19 protein-coding genes and 2 tRNA genes are annotated in these 17828 nt (G+C 40.0%); 2 read left to right on the forward strand and 19 right to left on the reverse strand.

Annotated elements, in window-relative coordinates; translation table 11 throughout:
- Positions 1-52: 52 nt before the first annotated feature.
- The 4 genes from hpf to IGJ14_RS09695 form a co-directional block, all read right to left on the reverse strand.
- Positions 53-604, reverse strand: a complete 552-nt coding sequence (gene hpf / locus IGJ14_RS09680) for a ribosome hibernation-promoting factor, HPF/YfiA family (protein ID WP_010734910.1) — start codon at positions 602-604, stop codon at positions 53-55.
- Between the two features lie 136 nt (positions 605-740).
- Positions 741-1442 carry a ComF family protein gene (locus tag IGJ14_RS09685; RefSeq protein WP_430607665.1) on the reverse strand — a complete coding sequence of 234 codons (702 nt, stop codon included), beginning with the start codon at positions 1440-1442 and terminating at the stop codon, positions 741-743.
- Positions 1423-2748: a DEAD/DEAH box helicase gene (locus tag IGJ14_RS09690; protein ID WP_430607667.1), complete on the reverse strand. Its 1326-nt coding sequence runs from the start codon at positions 2746-2748 to the stop codon at positions 1423-1425. The genes IGJ14_RS09685 and IGJ14_RS09690 overlap by 20 nt, the downstream gene beginning before the upstream one ends.
- 263 nt (positions 2749-3011) lie before the next feature.
- A complete protein-coding gene (locus IGJ14_RS09695; RefSeq protein ID WP_010734907.1) occupies positions 3012-3302 on the reverse strand; it encodes a DUF7662 domain-containing protein in 291 nt (96 codons plus the stop codon).
- Between the two features lie 131 nt (positions 3303-3433).
- On the opposite strand from IGJ14_RS09695, the gene IGJ14_RS09700 reads away from it, so the two are divergent.
- Positions 3434-4078, forward strand: a complete 645-nt coding sequence (locus IGJ14_RS09700; RefSeq protein WP_029594000.1) for a YigZ family protein — start codon at positions 3434-3436, stop codon at positions 4076-4078.
- A gap of 83 nt (positions 4079-4161) precedes the next feature.
- Here the strand turns inward: IGJ14_RS09700 and IGJ14_RS09705 are convergent, their stop codons facing one another.
- The gene (locus tag IGJ14_RS09705) at positions 4162-4869 is read right to left on the reverse strand and encodes a GntR family transcriptional regulator (RefSeq protein WP_430607670.1); all 708 of its coding nucleotides are present in this window, start codon (positions 4867-4869) and stop codon (positions 4162-4164) included.
- A gap of 236 nt (positions 4870-5105) precedes the next feature.
- The gene (locus IGJ14_RS09710) at positions 5106-9335 is read right to left on the reverse strand and encodes an acyl-CoA dehydratase activase-related protein (protein WP_430607673.1); all 4230 of its coding nucleotides are present in this window, start codon (positions 9333-9335) and stop codon (positions 5106-5108) included.
- Positions 9336-9508: 173 nt separating this feature from the next.
- Here IGJ14_RS09710 and IGJ14_RS09715 point away from each other — a divergent pair, with 173 nt between their 5' ends.
- On the forward strand, positions 9509-10117 hold the full coding sequence (locus IGJ14_RS09715; RefSeq protein ID WP_029594141.1) for a TetR/AcrR family transcriptional regulator: 609 nt from the start codon (positions 9509-9511) through the stop codon (positions 10115-10117).
- 52 nt (positions 10118-10169) lie between these two features.
- On the opposite strand, the gene IGJ14_RS09720 is transcribed toward IGJ14_RS09715, so the two are convergent.
- The 13 genes from IGJ14_RS09720 to IGJ14_RS09780 all read right to left on the reverse strand — a co-directional run bounded on the left by IGJ14_RS09720 (position 10170) and on the right by IGJ14_RS09780 (position 17827).
- Entirely contained in the window at positions 10170-10340 is a 171-nt protein-coding gene (locus IGJ14_RS09720; RefSeq protein WP_010734900.1) for a hypothetical protein, read from the reverse strand.
- A gap of 115 nt (positions 10341-10455) precedes the next feature.
- A tRNA-Gln gene (locus tag IGJ14_RS09725) sits at positions 10456-10527 on the reverse strand.
- Positions 10528-10533: 6 nt separating this feature from the next.
- Positions 10534-10614: transfer RNA gene (locus tag IGJ14_RS09730), tRNA-Tyr, on the reverse strand.
- An 87-nt stretch (positions 10615-10701) separates the two neighbouring features.
- Entirely contained in the window at positions 10702-10935 is a 234-nt protein-coding gene (locus IGJ14_RS09735; RefSeq protein WP_010734899.1) for a DUF2969 domain-containing protein, read from the reverse strand.
- Positions 10936-11009: 74 nt separating this feature from the next.
- A complete protein-coding gene (locus IGJ14_RS09740; protein ID WP_430607675.1) occupies positions 11010-11894 on the reverse strand; it encodes an ROK family protein in 885 nt (294 codons plus the stop codon).
- 65 nt (positions 11895-11959) lie between these two features.
- Complete coding sequence (locus IGJ14_RS09745; protein WP_430607678.1) at positions 11960-12409, reverse strand: GNAT family N-acetyltransferase; 450 nt, start codon at positions 12407-12409, stop codon at positions 11960-11962.
- A gap of 32 nt (positions 12410-12441) precedes the next feature.
- The gene (yidD, locus tag IGJ14_RS09750) at positions 12442-12717 is read right to left on the reverse strand and encodes a membrane protein insertion efficiency factor YidD (RefSeq protein ID WP_010734896.1); all 276 of its coding nucleotides are present in this window, start codon (positions 12715-12717) and stop codon (positions 12442-12444) included.
- A gap of 212 nt (positions 12718-12929) precedes the next feature.
- The gene (locus IGJ14_RS09755) at positions 12930-13106 is read right to left on the reverse strand and encodes a DNA-directed RNA polymerase subunit beta (protein WP_010734895.1); all 177 of its coding nucleotides are present in this window, start codon (positions 13104-13106) and stop codon (positions 12930-12932) included.
- Positions 13107-13120: 14 nt separating this feature from the next.
- Positions 13121-14422, reverse strand: coding sequence for a UDP-N-acetylglucosamine 1-carboxyvinyltransferase (murA, locus tag IGJ14_RS09760; RefSeq protein WP_065095663.1), 1302 nt, complete (start codon positions 14420-14422; stop codon positions 13121-13123).
- Positions 14423-14517: 95 nt separating this feature from the next.
- Positions 14518-14748: a DUF1146 family protein gene (locus IGJ14_RS09765; RefSeq protein WP_029594144.1), complete on the reverse strand. Its 231-nt coding sequence runs from the start codon at positions 14746-14748 to the stop codon at positions 14518-14520.
- Positions 14749-15059: 311 nt separating this feature from the next.
- On the reverse strand, positions 15060-15482 hold the full coding sequence (locus tag IGJ14_RS09770) for a F0F1 ATP synthase subunit epsilon (RefSeq protein ID WP_010734892.1): 423 nt from the start codon (positions 15480-15482) through the stop codon (positions 15060-15062).
- A 13-nt stretch (positions 15483-15495) separates the two neighbouring features.
- On the reverse strand, positions 15496-16902 hold the full coding sequence (gene atpD / locus IGJ14_RS09775; protein ID WP_010734891.1) for a F0F1 ATP synthase subunit beta: 1407 nt from the start codon (positions 16900-16902) through the stop codon (positions 15496-15498).
- Between the two features lie 22 nt (positions 16903-16924).
- A complete protein-coding gene (locus IGJ14_RS09780) occupies positions 16925-17827 on the reverse strand; it encodes a F0F1 ATP synthase subunit gamma (RefSeq protein ID WP_430607681.1) in 903 nt (300 codons plus the stop codon).
- Between the last annotated feature and the right edge of the window lies 1 nt (position 17828).

A 17828-nucleotide genomic window follows, 5' to 3' on the forward strand; every position in this document is an offset into this window, starting at 1 on the left:
TAGTCATTAGAGACCACTGCAAGTTTTTCTCATGTTATTCTTTCGTTATTTATCAATCAGTTTCGATCAATCCATATTTGCCATCTTTACGACGGTAAACAATGCTTGTACCATTCGTTTCTGCATCTTCAAAGATGAAAAAGTTATGGCCTAACATATTCATTTGTAAAACAGCTTCTTCGCTGTCCATTGGTTTCAATGACAAGCGTTTTGTACGCACGATATCTAATTCAGACTCATTTTCTTCTTCGTCTTCATTATTGAACATAACCGCCGCATTTGCTGTATTCAAACCAGTTTCACGAGATTTGCGATTGATTTTTGTTTTGAATTTGCGGATTTGACGTTCCAATTTATCTACAACCAAATCAATACTTGCATATAGATCTGGTGAAGTTTCTTCGGCACGTAGTACGAGATAAGGTAATGGAATCGTAACTTCCACTTTTGCTGTTTTTTCAGTATAAACTTTTAAATTCACATGCGCCGTAGCATCGGGAGCATCGCTGAAATAACGTTCTAATTTTCCTACTTTTTTCTCTACGTAGTCACGAATCGCTTCAGTTACTTCGATATTTTCGCCGCGTACATTATATCTAAACATAAAAACTACCCCTTTCATCTACCACAATCAAGAAGGAGAAGGACCACTCTTTCCCTCTTCTTACTTCTATTATATCGAACTCGTAAGCATTTGCAAACTAAATCGCTGTCATTTTACTGCTGTTTCTACAAAAAGCTTATCTAGCAAGTGAGAACGTCTGTACTTTATTGGGTGACTGCGCCAATAGGCAGGTTGCTGCATGGAACATCGTCTGGCCAGTCGTATAAACATCATCGATCAGTAAGATATTTTCCCCTTTAATTTTCAGTGTAGATGGCTGATAAACAAATGGTTGGGGCGCAATCAAACGTTGCTCTCTTGTTTTTTTAGATTGTGGTGTATGGTGTTTTTCTCTGATCAGCAATTCTTGAAAAGGCAGCCCAGCAGCTCTCAATAGTTCACTCACTTGATTAAATCCCCTTTCGCTGATCCTTTCTGTAGACAATGGGATCGGACAAAAAACAAACGACTTATATTGTTTTCGTAATTCTTGTAACTCTAAGCTGAATGTGTGTGCCAACAGGATATCCCCCATGAATTTATATTGTTTGAGCCAAGTACGGAACGCTTCATCATAGCGGAAGAACGCACGATGACAAAAACGATAGTCAGGATAACGCGTACGCCAATGCAAGCAATCTCGGCAATAGTCATGTTGATCAATCGCCTGTTTCGTCCATACTTTTTGGCAGCCTTCGCATTGATGGCTACTCTCCTGTTGTATTCGTTGGAATAAGAATTGACATTCCTGGCAACGTCTCGCTATTTTTTTCAGTCCAAGCAATTCACTAACTGTTATATTTCTACTAAATGTTTTCTTACAGTATACGCATCTCATCTCGTTGCTCTTTTCCTTTTTTATTCATTTGTTTGATTTCTTTACACGCTTTTGTGATAGCACGTGTCTTTTCTTCATAGAAAAAATAGACCTGACTATTGGTGAATCCTCCCTTTCGATCGGCACGTCCAGCAATTTGGACCAGTGATGATTTGCTGAATACCGGATGGTCGGCACCTAAAACAATGACTGAGATCCGTTCAAAAGTCACCCCACGCTCTAAGATCATCGTGGTCAAAAACACATCGTAGTGTTGCTGTCTCATATTTTGGACTTTGCTACTACGTGCTTCATCTTTTGATGAGGCGGATGTCATACGACATGACAATTGTTTTTTTAATTGTTTCTCCAATTGCTCCATTAAAGAGATACTCGGGCAAAACAATAGCACATGGTTTTCTTTGACTAGCTCTTGGATCAAGCGACACAATCGTTGATTCTTTTTTGGGTGTAAACAGCGATTAGCCCACTGATCCCAAAAAAGCAGTTTCGGTTCTGGCAATAATCGTTGATGAAAGCGTAAAGCCAACTGATGAACAGTCATAGCTGTTCGGCTTTTTTTCAATAACTGGTCATCGGGTGTCGCACTTAAATATATCAGTTGGCCATTTCTTTGTAGCGCGGTTTCTACTGCATAAGCTAACCCTTGATCCCCCACAAATGGAAAAGCATCCACTTCATCTACTACTAAAAGAGCAAATGCTCGGTAAAAACGATACAACTGATGCGTCGTACAAATCACTAAAGAACCATAGCGATCAGGTTCGTCTGATTTCCCATGAAGCAGGCGGATCTTTTCTTCTGGGAAGACCTTGCTAAGTCGTAGGTATAATTCCTGACAAACATCGATCCTTGGTGAGGCGATAGCAACTCTCCTACCTTTAGCTAAGGTCGTTCGGATACTGGCGTAAAGCATCTCCGTCTTGCCTGAACCGGTAACTGCCCAAACCAAATGCTCACCCGATCGTTCACTTAGATCATCCGAAATTCGCTGTTGTAGTGTTGTTAATTGACCTTCCCAACAGTGCTTTATATGACGCTTCTTTCCATTTGGTTGTTCGAATAAGTAGAGCTGTTGCAGGGTATCGCAACGCCCCAAAAATAGACAGTGGGGACAGTAGTAGATAGACGCATTGAGCCTTGCTGTTTGCAAAGTGGTCGTTTGACTGCAACGATTGCAATAAAGCTGCTTCTTTTTTATTGTGACTGCATCGACCACTACATAGTTCAATTTTTCATAAGAATGTTCATTCCCATATACTTCTTTAGTTAATAATCGCCGCCCAAAAAAATCTTCCGCTTGCATGTGTACTTCTCTCCCTTCGCAAAATAGATACGCAAAAAAAGAAATCCTTCATGCAGAATCAATCGGATTGATCCAATTAGAAAATCAGCTCATAAGCGGACGAACGAACGTGATGATTTCAATGAAAAACAAAAAAAGTATGAAACTGAGTCAGCGGGCCATTTCTTTAACAGAAACTTTCGGACTCAGATCATACTGATATATGTAGCTAGACCTAAATTTGGACTTGAATCGAGGGATCGGATCAACAGCTAGAAAAATAGTTATTCGTCAAACAACCAACTGGATTTGACTAATTGATTGAATACGATAAATTCTTTTTCTAAATTGATGACCACCACTTCATAGCCAGCATTGATCCAGCCATAGGCGCCTTTTTCAGGATGTTTATAGTCGTTCGCCCACCAATCGGTACTTTCTCGTGCAGAACGGGGCAAGGCACTACTTGGAAAAAGCAACTCATCGATTTGAGTAAATGTCAGCGTGATTTGAGAGCCACCATTTGTCTTTAAATAATGAGTGATGGCATCATACTTTTTGACTCGTTCTTTCATGTTACGCACCTCACTTTTCTTTATTATCCCATATTCCCTTCGTTAAGCAACTATTAACATAATTGTCATGCAGAAAAAAATTCTCTATACTTGAAAAGAGACGAGAACAAACAATGAAAGTAGTGAAACAGATGTTAGAACGTTATTACACGATCAAAGAAAATGGTCAAAGTGAGCTTGAAATAAAAAAATCACGTTTTATCTGCTCACTGAAACGAGTTGAAACGGAAGAAGAAGCAAAACAATTTATCCAAGAAACAAAAAAAGAACATTGGAAAGCCAATCATAATTGTAGTGCGTTCGTGATTGGTGAAAAAAATGAGATTCAACGAAGTAGCGATGATGGTGAACCGAGTGGAACTGCTGGCGTGCCGATGCTAGAAGTCATCAAAAAAAATGAACTAATCAATGTTGCAGCTGTTGTGACTCGTTATTTCGGCGGGATCAAGTTAGGTGCAGGCGGCTTGATTCGTGCATATGCGCATTCGGTTTCCCACGCATTACAAGAAATTGGCATCGTTGAAGGGACATTGCAACAAGAACTATCGATTCATATTGCCTATCCCCAGCTAGGAAAAATAGAAAACTTCTTGGCACTCCAGCAGGTGAATGTGAAAGAAATCCGCTATACAGAAAAAGTCATCGTTGTTTGCATGATCAATGAAAAAGAGGTCTCTGCTTTCCAAGAAGCAATCATTGAACTTTTGAGCGGTCAAGTGACATTTACTGAAGGCGCTGTTTCTTATCATGAACAACTCATTCAAGCAAGAGAGTGACTTGAATGGTATAGAAAAGACCAGAGAATAGAAAATGGCATATCTGCCTCCTATTCTCTGGTCTTTTTATTCAATATGAACGATCATCTTTCTAAATAAAACTCAAAGCGGTCGCCGACATATTGGGTACGTACGTATTCAAATGGCGTGCCATCTTCAAAGTAAGAAATCTGTCTTAAACGTAAAACGGCATCTCCTCGCTTGACCTCTAAATATTCAGCAATTTTTTCTGAAGCTAAGACTGCTGAAATTGTTTGTTTCGCCGCACCAATCTTGTTTCCTCTTTTTTCTTCGAGTGTTCGGTACAATGACTCCGTAATTTCTGCTTTGCTGTATCCGTCGATGATTTTTTGCGGAATACTCGCAATTTCAAAGCAAATCGGGATATCATCAGCAAAACGAATACGTTCCATTCGTAAGATAGTATCATCTTTTTTTAGTTGCAATTTCTCCATTTCACTCGAACTTGGTGACGTGAGAAAATAAGAAATCGTTCGACTGGATGGTACACGATTTTGTGATTCCATGATTTCGGTAAAACTGGTTGCACCAGACATCTTTTCTTGGACTTTTTCTCGTGCCACGTAGGTACCTGATCCAATTTTTCTTTCAAGGATTCCTTCATCGGCTAAGTTTTGGATTGCTTGTCTTAAAGTCATTCGACTAACATTGAACTTGATGGCTAATTCTCTTTCTGAAGGAAGACGATCTCCAATTTTCCAGACGCCTTGCTCGATTTCAGTTTTGATTTGATCGTGAATTTGTATATATACCGGTAATTGATTCGACATAACATCTACCCGTCCTTTCATTTCTATTTTATTATAACTGGTATATACCTAATTCTCAACAAAAAAGAGCCCATCATGCGGTTCATTCCACTGCCTTGCCCTCCGACATAATAGCGTTTGGATAGAGACCTATGATCATTCACTCTTATTCAATAAGTAATTAAAGTAACAAGCCCTTACTATTCTTGCTCGGAAACGACAGAATCAAAAAGGCTGGCTCAAGTTTACCCAATTAATCATTGATCCAATGTTTTCATGGCCGTTGCCATCATCAAACGGATTCGATTCAATTGATTGACTACGGAAGCACCTGGGTCATAATCGATTGCCGTAATGTTGGCTTTTGGGTAACGATGACGAAGCTCTTTGAATACCCCTTTGCCTACAACATGATTCGGTAGACAGCCAAATGGTTGCATACAAACGATATTAGGCACATCAGTTTCCAACAATTCAATCATCTCCCCGGTTAAAAACCAGCCTTCACCAGTCTGATTGCCAATTGATAAAATCTGGCTTGCTTCCTCTGCTAATTGATGAATTGGTGTTATTCCATCAAAGCGTTGTGATTTCCTTAACGCTTTATCCATTGGCTTTACAACCTGTTCAATCAAGCGGATAAGAAACTGCGCGACCCATTTGCTTTTTTTCGAATGACCTAAATGTTCATATTTCCAGATTTGGTTGTATATCGAATAATTCATAAAGCCCATGATATCAGGAACAACGACTTCAGCTCCTTCTTCTTCTAATAATCGGACGATATCATTATTGGCTGTCGGTGAATACTTGACTAGGATCTCTCCAACAATCCCTACTTTAGGTTTCGTTTGGTTCGTTAGCGGAACCGTGTCAAAATCATGGATGATTTTCGCCATATTTCGATTGAAATTTGTCAAAGAACCATTTTTGACATTGCGTTCCACTCGTTCAAGCCATTGTTGGTGCATTTCATCAATCGTGCCTTTTTCTATCTCATATGGTCGAGTGCGGTAAACGACTCGTTCAAAAAGATCGCCATATAAAAAAGCAACAGCTAAACGTTTCAACAATGGCAATGTGAACGTAAAACCAGGAGAAGATTCTACCCCTTGATTGCCGAAAGACACTGAAACCACAGGTATCTGTGGGAAGCCAGCTTCATCAAGCGCCTTGCGAAGTAGTGGGATATAATTAGTCGCTCGGCATCCACCTCCTGTTTGGGTCATCATCACGCTGGTATGATTTAAATCATATGTGCCACTTTCCAATGCCTCGACTATTTGCCCAATCGAGATGATTGCTGGATAACACGCGTCATTGTTGACATACTTCAACCCAACATCAACGGCACTGCCACTTTCACTTGGCAAACAAACGACTCGATATCCCGAGGATTTTAGAGCAACATCAACTAAACCAGATTGATGGATAGGACTCAACATTGGCAATAACAAGGTATGTGTTTTCTTCATTTCTTTGGTAAAGGTGATTTTTTCTGGTGTCAGAAATTGTTTTGTTGGTTGAAATTGTTGTTTGGTTCGTGCATTGACTGCCGCTTTTAATGAGCGCAAGCGTATCCTGATAGCACCTAAATTTGCGCCTTCATCGATTTTTAGGACAGTGTATAACTTGCCATATTGCCCCATGATTTCTTCCACTTGATCCGTTGTCACCGCATCGATACCGCAGCCGAAAGAGTTTAATTGCACTAATTCTAACTCCTTAGATTTGGCGACGACTCGGGCAGCTGCATATAACCTTGATTGATAGACCCATTGATTCACTACTCGTAATTGCCCCACATCTCCTAGATGAGCAATGCTATCTTCTGTCAAGACATGGAAGCCTTCTTGTGTGATCAATTCTGCAATCCCATGATTGATTTCCGGATCTAGATGGTAAGGACGACCTGCAAGGACGATGCCACGTTCATTGTTTTGATGCAGCATCCTTAAGGTTTCTTCTCCTTTTCGCTGAATCTCTTTTTTAAAATCGGCTAATGCTTCATATCCTTGGTGTAAGGCTTCTTTTATTTGATCTTCTGAAAATCCATAGTCAGAAAATGTTTGGTGTAACGTCTTTGCCACTGATGCTTCGTTCGCTAGATTCAAAAACGGTTGACGGTAATCGATCCTTCCTTCCCGAATCGCATCGACATTATTTTTGATGACATCTGGATAACTTTGAACGATGGGACAATTAAAATGATTGTCCGCTTGGTTGTTCTCCTTTTGCTCAAAGATCACGCCCGGATAAAAAATGCAGGAAACCCCAGCATCGATCAGTGACTGGATATGGCCATGCACCAGTTTTGCTGGATAGCAGACGGTATCACTGGAAATCGTGTCGATTCCTTGTTCGTAGATTTCTTTACTCGAACGAGGGGATAAGACTACTCGAAAGCCTAAAGTACGAAAGAAAGTCTGCCAAAGAGGAAAGTTTTCATACATATTCAATACTCTTGGAATCCCGATTTCCCCGTTGACAGCTTCTGTTTTTCGTAATGGACGGTAACGGAATAATTGCCGAGATTTTTCAGCCACTAAATTGATTTTCTTATCGGCTTTTTTGATTTTGATCTGTGCCCCACGTTCACAACGATTACCAGAAATCAACTTCCGACCATCAGAAAATAAAGTGACCGTCAATAGGCAATTGTTCTCACACAACCCACAGTGCGTCAATTCTTTTTCTGTGGTCAACTGAGACAATTCTTCGAATGAGAGTACTTCACTTATTTCCCCTTTTTGATATTCTTCCAAAGCAATCAAAGAAGCCCCATATGCACCCATCAATCCTGCGATAGAAGGACGAACAACTTCTCTTCCACTGATTGTTTCAAATGCTCGCAAGACTGCATCGTTGTAAAAGGTTCCACCTTGGCACACGATCTTATTGCCTAGATCTTCTGGTTTTCTGATTTTGATCACTTTGTAGATCGCATTTTTGATCACAGAATAAGATAGACCAGCCGAGATGTCTCCAACAGAAGCGCCTTCTTTTTGGACTTGCTTGACCTTTGAATTCATGAAGACCGTACATCTGGAACCTAAGTCCACAGGGTTCTTGGCTGAAATAGCAGCAACCGCAAAATCTTGGATTCCATAACCTAATGACTTAGCAAATGTTTCGATAAATGAACCACAACCTGAAGAACAGGCTTCGTTCAATTGAATCGAGGACAATGCACCGTCCTTGATCGTCATTGCCTTCATGTCTTGTCCGCCAATATCTAAAATAAAATCGACACCTGGTTGAAAAAAATTTGCTGCTTTATAATGCGCCATCGTTTCGACTTCACCAATATCGATTTTCAATGCACTCTTGATCAACGCTTCACCATACCCAGTCACTACCGCTTTACCGATAAAGCAGTCTTTGGGCATTTGCTCATACATATTTTTCAATACGTTGATGGTTGTTTCTAAAGGCTGTCCTTCATTGTTTCCATAAAATGAGAATAATAGCTCTCCTGATTGATTGATCAAGGTGACTTTCGTCGTTGTCGAACCAGCATCAATACCTAGAAAAGCCACCCCCTGATGGGTAGCTAGCGCACGTTCTTGCACCTTCGCTTTTTCGTGTCGGCTGCGAAAATCAGCTAACTCTTGATCGTTCTGAAACAATGGCGCTAAAGAACGAGATGGATGAAGCAACTCTTGCTCTTGGCTTTTCAATTTCTGGATTAATTCACTGAGTGTTTTTTCCTTTGAAGTTTTTGCGTGATAAGCTGCCCCTAATGCTACGAATAGTTGCGGATTTTCTGGAAAAATCACTTCTTCCGTCGATAGACCGAGCGTTTCAATAAAGCGTCGCCGTAATTCAGACATAAAGTAAAGTGGGCCACCTAAAAAGGCGACCTTTCCTTTGATCTTTCTGCCTGCTGCTAAACCAGCGATCGTTTGATTGACGACGGCTTGAAAAATACTAGCAGCGATATCGGCTTTCGCCGCTCCTTCATTGATCAGTGGTTGTACATCCGTTTTAGCGAATACACCACAGCGAGAGGCAATTGGATAAAGCTGTTGGTACGCTTTAGCTAGTTCATTCAACCCATTTGCATCGGTTTTCAATAGTGCTGCCATCTGATCAATAAACGCGCCTGTCCCTCCCGCGCAGCTACCATTCATGCGTTGTTCTAAAGAAGAACCAAAAAAAGTGATTTTGGCATCTTCTCCCCCTAATTCAATTGCTACATCTGTTTCGGGAATCCTTTCTTCAATCGTTTTTGTACATGCAATCACTTCTTGGATAAAAGGTAATTGTAGATGTTCCGCTAATCCCATACCGCCAGAACCAGTGATGGCAAAAGCAATCCCCTGATCTTGTAAGGTTGTTTTGGCTTCTTCTAATATGTTGATGGTTGCTTTTCTGATATCTGCATAATGTCGTTCGTATTTAGCAAAAAGAGTTTCGCCATGGTTATCAAGAATCACTAATTTTACTGTCGTTGAACCTACATCGATACCTCCGTACATTTTCATCGTCTCGCCACCTTCTTAAAAAAACGCTTTGTTGAACATTGAACAAACCGTCTGTTATACTACATATATCTATTTTAAAACGATTTAGAGCGATTGCAATAAGCAATAATCGTCAGTTTGTGAGATAAACAACAATCGTGTGCGATTTGTCGACCAAAAGTGAGGAGATTTTTATGATGAAGAAAAACGATCTTCGAGTGAAACGTACCAACAAAATGATTATTGAAGCGTTCTTACGTTTACTAGAAACAAAAAGTATGGAGCGAATCACGATCCAAGAAATCGCCGATGAAGCAATGATCAATCGTGCGACTTTTTATGCTCATTTCAAAGATAAACAAGATCTCTATGAGCATTTATTCCATATCGCTATCCAGACATTTACCTCGATCTTAGATTTGGAACCCTTGATGGAAGGCAATAAATTGAAGCTGAAACGGGTCAACCGCGCCTTAACTCAAATTTACCAATTGGTGGCTGAGAACAAAGCCATATTTATTACGACTTTGGACGGCACTTCGATCGAGTTTTTCAGAAAAAAGTTGAAAATTTTCTTATCAGAAAAATATGCCACTATCTTTGATCGTCTAAAAATCACAGAGAACGAACTAGAAGTACCTATTGACTTTATCACAGAATACATAACTGCCATTTTCACCGGTACTTTACATTGGTGGGTCACTAGTGATACCGAGATGACACCACAGCAGTTAGCTACTTTAGTCATCAAATTAGTGGGAAATGGTCACTTGACCGTCTTAGGGATCGAGATTGAAAAATAACAAAAGCTCTGAAGAACACAAGATTATGTGAACTTCAGAGCTTTTGTTATTCTTAACGATTTTTAGACAACCATTTTTTGGTATGATTTGTTGGACGTTTCGCTTTGATTTGGACAAATTTTTCTGATTTTTTCGGTACATGGATCTCTACATTGTACTTCTCCGATTTGATCATATCGTAAATTTTTTCTGCTGTTTCATCTACTTTTTGTTTCCACTTCATTTGTGCCGCCTCCTTTTTTCTTCTTATATCTACTCTAGCCTATAATAGCAAAATCAGCAAGAAACAAGGTGTTTTACACAAAAAAAGAGTGATCTGCAACTGATCACTCTAGGAACTGGGGTAGCTGGATTCGAACCAACGCATGAGGGAGTCAAAGTCCCTTGCCTTACCGCTTGGCTATACCCCAATGAAATGGAGGAGAGTGGATTCGAACCACTGAACCCTAAGGAACGGATTTACAGTCCGTCGCGTTTAGCCACTTCGCTACTCCTCCGAAAGGTTTGTATCAACCTGACTTAGTTATAATACCTAATTTTCCAAGTGATTGCAACCCTTTATTGAAAATTTTTTTGATATTTTTTTATTCGTGTAAATTCCAATGACGAATTACTGTTTCTATCGCATTTTCAAGACTTTTTTCTTTGCCAAAGTCTTCTTCTCCCAAGAAAATCTCAAATTCTTTTGGGCCATACGCTAAAATTTCACCGATCATTTTTTTACCAATAAATAACTGCGTTACCTCATATGTGTTCCCTTTGATCGTTTTTTTGATCTCTTCGGTACGCACTTCAATATCTTTATTCTTTTTTGACATTATTTCCCACCTCCTCAATAGTTTATCACATTTAACGGCAGAAAACATTCACTGCGTGCCTTCTATTTGATAATTTATTTTCCTGCTTCTTGTTGCGCTAGATAATTTGCTGCTGCCCCTATCAGGTTCGCATCATTGCGATACTCACACAGGGTGATCAATGGATCAAAATCATTCAACCCAAAATGATTCGTCAATTTTTTCATCCGTTGATTGATTTCTGTCAGTAATCCCTCTTTTGCAGAAATTCCGCCACCCAATACGATCACTTCTGGATCAAAAGAAAATTGAATACTAAATAACCCTTTTGTTAAATAATCATAAAAAGATTCAACTTCTTCTTGTGCGAGAGGATCACCATTTTCTGCTAATTCAAAGACTTCTTTTCCACTAAAGGTATGTTTATCTAATCCTTTGCGTTCACAATACCGCCACGCCATTTGGACTGCCGTTCCTAATGTACTGAATGTATGCTCCCCATTAAGAAACATCAAGCCAAATTCTCCGCCATAAAGATGAGCGCCTTTATTCAATTCACCATTAGTGAACATCGCACCACCTACGCCTGTACCAATTACTACAAAAGCAACATTTTGATAGCCACGAGCAGCACCTTCATAAAACTCAGCCATTCCCGCGCAATTCGCATCATTTTCCATAGCAACTGGCAGACCAAACAATTCCTCTAATTCAGTATAAATATCAAACCCATGGATATAGGGGATCGCGCTGATACCTTCAATCACTTGTCGTTGGCTATTCACAACACCTGGTGCACTAAAGGCGACCCCACTGATTGCTACTTCTTGTGATAATTGTTGGAATACCAATAATAATTGCGCTTTCATTTCTTTCCATGTAGCTGGTGTTGTGAACTGACCTTTATGTGTTAGTGTTTCTTGTTCCCAATAACCATATTTGACAGCTGAACCACCAAAATCGAATGCTAAAATCCCCATAATTATTTGTTCCTCCTCGATAGTTTTTCATCATTAGTTTCACTGTGAAACGCTCTCTTTTTATTCTATAATTCTTTGGCTAAAGTGACTTGATCTCTTAGAAGTATTCCTTCTTCATAGATTGGTTCTGGGTAGTTATTGATGAAGTAATCCTTTTCTCTTGATACTTCTTTAAAGCCTTTTTTCTGATAAAGATGTAACGCTGGATTCGTGATGCTTCCTGTACGGATCAGTATTTTTGTTGGTTGTTTGCATTCTTTGCTCAACTGTTCGAGTGCATGGTCAATCAGCTTGCCACCGATTCCTCTTCCTTGATGCGCATCAGCAACAGAAACATTCATGATCTCACATTCCGTTTCTCTGATTTCATAAACAAGCACACCAATCACTTCATCCTGCTCTTTCCAGATAAATCCATCGCCATTGGTCACATAAGTGATCACTTTGTCTTTATCAGGATCGGCTTCTAGTAGTAACGCCCATGGTAAGTCACTTTTGTTCAATTGTTGAAACATCGCTTTCTCCCATCTAATAAAAATCAATGACTCTATTTTTTGTATTTTTTATAGTCTGGCATCGATTGATCTTCTTTATTACGCGTCAAACGAAAGTTACGAGGCACATAATCGATACCGCCTTTCACAAATGGGTGGCAACGAAAGATGCGTGCTGTTCCCATTAGGGTTCCTTTGAGCGCACCATGTACTTGGATGGCTTGAATCATGTAATTGGAACAAGTTGGATAATACCGACAACTTGGTGGGAACGCAGGTGAAATAAAACGCTGGTATCCTCGAACTAAATAAATTAAAATCTTTTTCATATTTTCATCTCCATAAAAAAGAGGATTGGTCATACATCCACTTACCATCCCCTATAACCGGATAAACGGTGTTCTAAAAGCAACTCCTACAGAAATAAGCGCCAAAACCCAAAAATATGAAAAGCTATTTTCGGATTTTGGCGCTTATTTCTCGGAGCTGTACGCTTTTGCCACAACCTCTTTTTATCTTATCTGTTACCTAGTGTACACACTTAACTAAAGAAATCAAAGATATGCAACCATAAGCTCGGTTGAAAGACCTTGAATGGACTTCCACCGCCAATCAAACCATATCCGATCATTGTTCCAATGATGAATAATAGGAGTACAAGTAAAATGACAGCTAAAATTTTTACCAAACTTATCAAAATATAGCGTGGACTCGTCATCTCTCGTCACATCCTTAAGCGATTGTTTGTGGTGTTTTTTCGACTGGTGTTTCTTCTACATTTACACGTTCCACATCTGCACCTAATTGTTGCAATTTAATATGGAAATTATAATAGCCACGATCTAAATATTTTAGGTTACGAACGCGTGTGATTCCATTTGCTTTCAAACCAGCTAATACGAGCGCTGCTGCTGCTCTTAGATCTGTTGCATAGACTTCAGCACCTTGTAATTCGTGATTACCATCCATGATTGCAATGTTACCATCGATTTTTACATGTGCATTCATTCTGCGCATTTCTTCAAGATGTTGGAAACGGTTCTCAAAGACTGTTTCAGTCACAACACTTGTACCTTCTGCAACCAACTGAATAGCAGTCATTTGTGCTTGCATATCCGTTGGGAAACCAGGATGTGGCATTGTTTTTACATCTGTTGGTAAAATATGTTTTGGTCCGATGACACGAACGCCACCGTCTTCTTCAGTGATCGTTGCACCCATTTCAATCAATTTAGAGATCAATGGACGATTATGCTCAGAAATCGCATCAGCGATCAATAGATTGCCTTCAGTCATTGCTGCTGCTACCATGAAAGTACCAGCTTCGATACGGTCTTGGACGATTGAATGGTTGACTGCATACAAATGATCAACGCCTTCGATACGCATCGTTTCTGTACCAGCGCCATAAACATTCGCACCCATTTTATTTAAGATATTCGCTAAATCAACGATTTCAGGTTCACGTGCGACGTTTTCAATGATCGTCGTGCCTTTTGCTTTGACAGCAGCCATCATGATGTTTTGTGTCGCACCAACACTTGGAAAATCTAAATAGATCGTATTTCCGATCAGTTGATCGGCGATTGCTTCGATATAACCATTCTTTTGAATGATTTTTGCACCCAAGGCTTGAAAACCTTTTAGGTGTAAATCGATCGGACGTTTTCCAATCGCACATCCACCAGGCATTGCAACTTTTGCATGACCATTTCTAGCCAATAATGGTCCCATCACAACGATTGACGCACGCATTTGGCTTACGTATTCATAAGGTGCTTCAATTTCTAATTCTCTCGATGCATCAAGTGTCACACGATTATTCTCTTCATCAAACGCTACATCTACGTTCAAATGACGGATCACTTGATTCATAGTGAACACGTCAGAAAGAATTGGCACATTATCTAAAACGGTCGTTCCTTCTTCAGCCAATAAACTTGCGGCTAAAATCGGCAATACCGCATTCTTTGCTCCTTCGATCTTTACTGTTCCTTTTAATTGATTGCCACCTTTTACGATGATCTCTTCCATGTTGTTCCCCCCAAAAAAATCCGTTGAGTATACATTCGCTCAAAATCTTTTTTATTATATCACTTCTTGTTTTAAAATAGTACCTTTTTTTAAAATTATAGGCTGACGAAAAGATTTCGACATAGCGCAATGATCTCTAAGAAAAAACTGCTCGCTGTATACCCTAAAAAAATTGAAAAAAGGACAATTGCCATTCTAATTTGTGTCGTATGCATTGAACGAAAAAAAGCGTCAACGCGTAAAGAACGCAAAGACCAAAAGGCTAAGTAAATAAATGCCAAATGACTAACGATCCGAATGATTGCATCAATACCATATACTTGCATCATTACGCCCTTTCTAACAAATGTTTTTGATAACTAACACACTGATGATACCATAAATTTTATAAAAGTAGAAATTATTGGTTGTAAAAATGATAAATCTCTGTAATTTTCTTGACAAACTCTGAAAAATGGATGAAAAATATCATTTCTTTACACTAAAAAAATAAATTTTATCCTAACAATGAATGATAAAGAAAAGAAGAGATCGGGAAACACACGTGGCTGCATTAGCACCCATAAGTGTTTGTCCCGATCTCTTCTTTTGGGAGTTGTTCTCCCACCATAATTCAATTACTTGTCAATTATAGTAATCACTTATGTTTTGATACATTGATACGGTTCACTGCGCGGTGTAACGCAACAGTTGCCCGTTTCAGTTCATTCTTATCTTCTTTTTGTTTGGCTTCTTCGATTTGGCGTTCAGCACGTTGTTTTGCGCGTTCTGCTCGAGTGACGTCGATATCTCGTTCACGTTCCGCACTATCTGCGACGATTGAAACTAAGTTATCGCGAACTTCCATGATGCCGCCGTTCACAGCGATCCAGTCAACGTGTGTATCTGAATCTGTCCGCTTCACACGAACTTCATCGATTGTTAAAGGCACGATGATGGGCGCATGCTGTGGTAAAATACCAAGTTCGCCAGCAGTAGTGCGTGCAACAACGATTGCCGCATGGTGATCATAAACTAAACCATCGGGAGTAACCACATTAACAGTTAAATATTGATCCATGGGGCACCCCTTTCTAGTAGCCTAGTTTTTTCGCTTTTTCGACAACGTCTTCGATTCGGCCGACACTGCGGAATGCTTCTTCAGGAAGGTCATCGTATTTACCTTCAAGAATCTCACGGAAGCCTTTGACAGTTTCTTCAACTGGTACATAAGAACCTGGAAGACCTGTGAATTGTTCAGCTACATTGAAGTTTTGTGATAAGAAGAATTGGATTCGACGAGCGCGTGAAACCAATATTTTTTCTTGATCTGATAATTCATCCATCCCTAAAATAGCGATGATGTCTTGCAATTCACGGTAACGTTGTAATACATGTTGTACTTCAGTCGCTACTTTGTAGTGTTCTTCTCCTACGATTTCAGGAGATAACGCACTTGATGAAGAAGCAAGTGGGTCAACGGCTGGATAGATCCCTTGTTCGGTCAATTTACGTTCCAAGTTTGTCGTTGCATCTAAATGGGCAAATGTCGTTGCTGGCGCTGGGTCAGTATAGTCATCCGCTGGCACGTAGATTGCTTGGATCGAAGTGATCGAACCTTTTTTCGTTGAAGTGATCCGTTCTTGGAGTTGTCCCATTTCAGTCGCTAAGGTTGGTTGATAACCAACCGCTGATGGCATACGTCCTAGTAAGGCAGATACTTCCGAACCTGCTTGGGTAAAACGGAAAATATTATCAATAAATAAGAGCACGTCTTGTCCTTCGACATCACGGAAATATTCCGCAATCGTCAATCCAGTTAGTGCGACACGCATACGAGCACCTGGTGGCTCATTCATTTGTCCAAACACCATCGCTGTTTTTTCGATTACGCCTGAATCTTTCATTTCGTAATACAGATCGTTTCCTTCACGGGTACGTTCACCAACACCGGTAAACACTGAGATTCCCCCATGTTCTTGGGCGATATTATGGATCAATTCTTGGATCAGTACGGTTTTACCAACACCGGCACCCCCAAACAATCCAACTTTCCCACCTTTTAAATAAGGTGCTAATAAGTCAATGACTTTGATCCCAGTTTCAAGAATCTCTGTACTTGTGCTTAATTCATCAAAATTTGGTGCTTTCTTGTGGATCTCGCTTCTTTGGGCATCCTCTGGAAATGGTGCTTCCAAATCGATTGTTTCACCTAACACGTTGAACACACGACCTAATGTTTCTGTTCCAACTGGTACAGAGATCGCTTTACTTGTGTCGATGACTTCCATTCCACGTTGTAGTCCATCCGTCGATTCCATTGCGATCGTACGGATCACACCGTCACCTAATTCTAATGCTGCTTCAAGAACAACTTTTGATTTTTGCTCATCATTTTTATAAACAACTAATGCGTTGTTGATATCTGGTAAGGATTGGTCTAAAGAAAATTCCACGTCGACAACGGGACCGATTACTTGAACAATCTTGCCTGAACTCATCTTTTTTCCTCCAATCTCCTTGCTATTCTAGTGCCGATGCTCCGGCAACAATTTCGGTAATTTCTTGGGTGATCGCCCCTTGTCTTGCACGGTTATAAGAAACCGTCAGATCATCGATGATGTTCGCAGCATTATCTGTTGCGGTTTTCATTGCAGTCATTCCCGCGGCATGTTCTGCCGTTTTCGCATCGACGATCGCACCATAAATCAAACTTTCGGCATATTGCGGCAACAGTTTAGTCAAGATTTCTTCTTTTGAAGGTTCAAAAATATATTCTTGCTCAAAGCTTTTCGCTTCTCCCGGATCTAAATCTGAAATAGGTAACATTTTTTCTACACGAAATTGACTAGTCAATGAATTGATATGATGGTTATAACATACATACAATTCGTCAAATACTTCATTTTGATACATGGTCGTTGCCATGTTCACGATTTTACGAACCTCATCAAAGCTAGGTTGATCAGACAAATTGCGCAGTTCATACGCTAAGTTGATGTCACGAGCTTTAAAGAAATCCGCTCCGGTACCACCAATGGCGATCATGACATATTCATCTGGTGATTGATGATCTTCTTCCAAGATGGACATGGTTTGTTTCAATATGGAACTATTGTAGCCACCGACTAACCCACCATCAGCTGTGATCACGATATAACCGGTTTTTTTAACTGGTCGACTGATCAGCATACTATTATAATTGACATCTCCTCTTGGATTAGCCGAAGCAATGTCAGTTAATTGTGTTGCTGTTAAATGCGTAACGATTTCTCTCACCTTATTGGCATAAATCTGGAACTTCTGTGAAGAAGCTTCAGATTTTGTCAATTTAGAAGCTGAGACCATTTGCATGGCACGAGTGATTTGGCTCGTTTTTTTCGTTGACGCGATTCGTGTCTTGATTTCATTTAATGAAGCGCCCATT

This window comes from Enterococcus sp. DIV1304_2 (assembly GCF_050555445.1).
GTDB lineage: Bacteria > Bacillota > Bacilli > Lactobacillales > Enterococcaceae > Enterococcus_B > Enterococcus_B pernyi.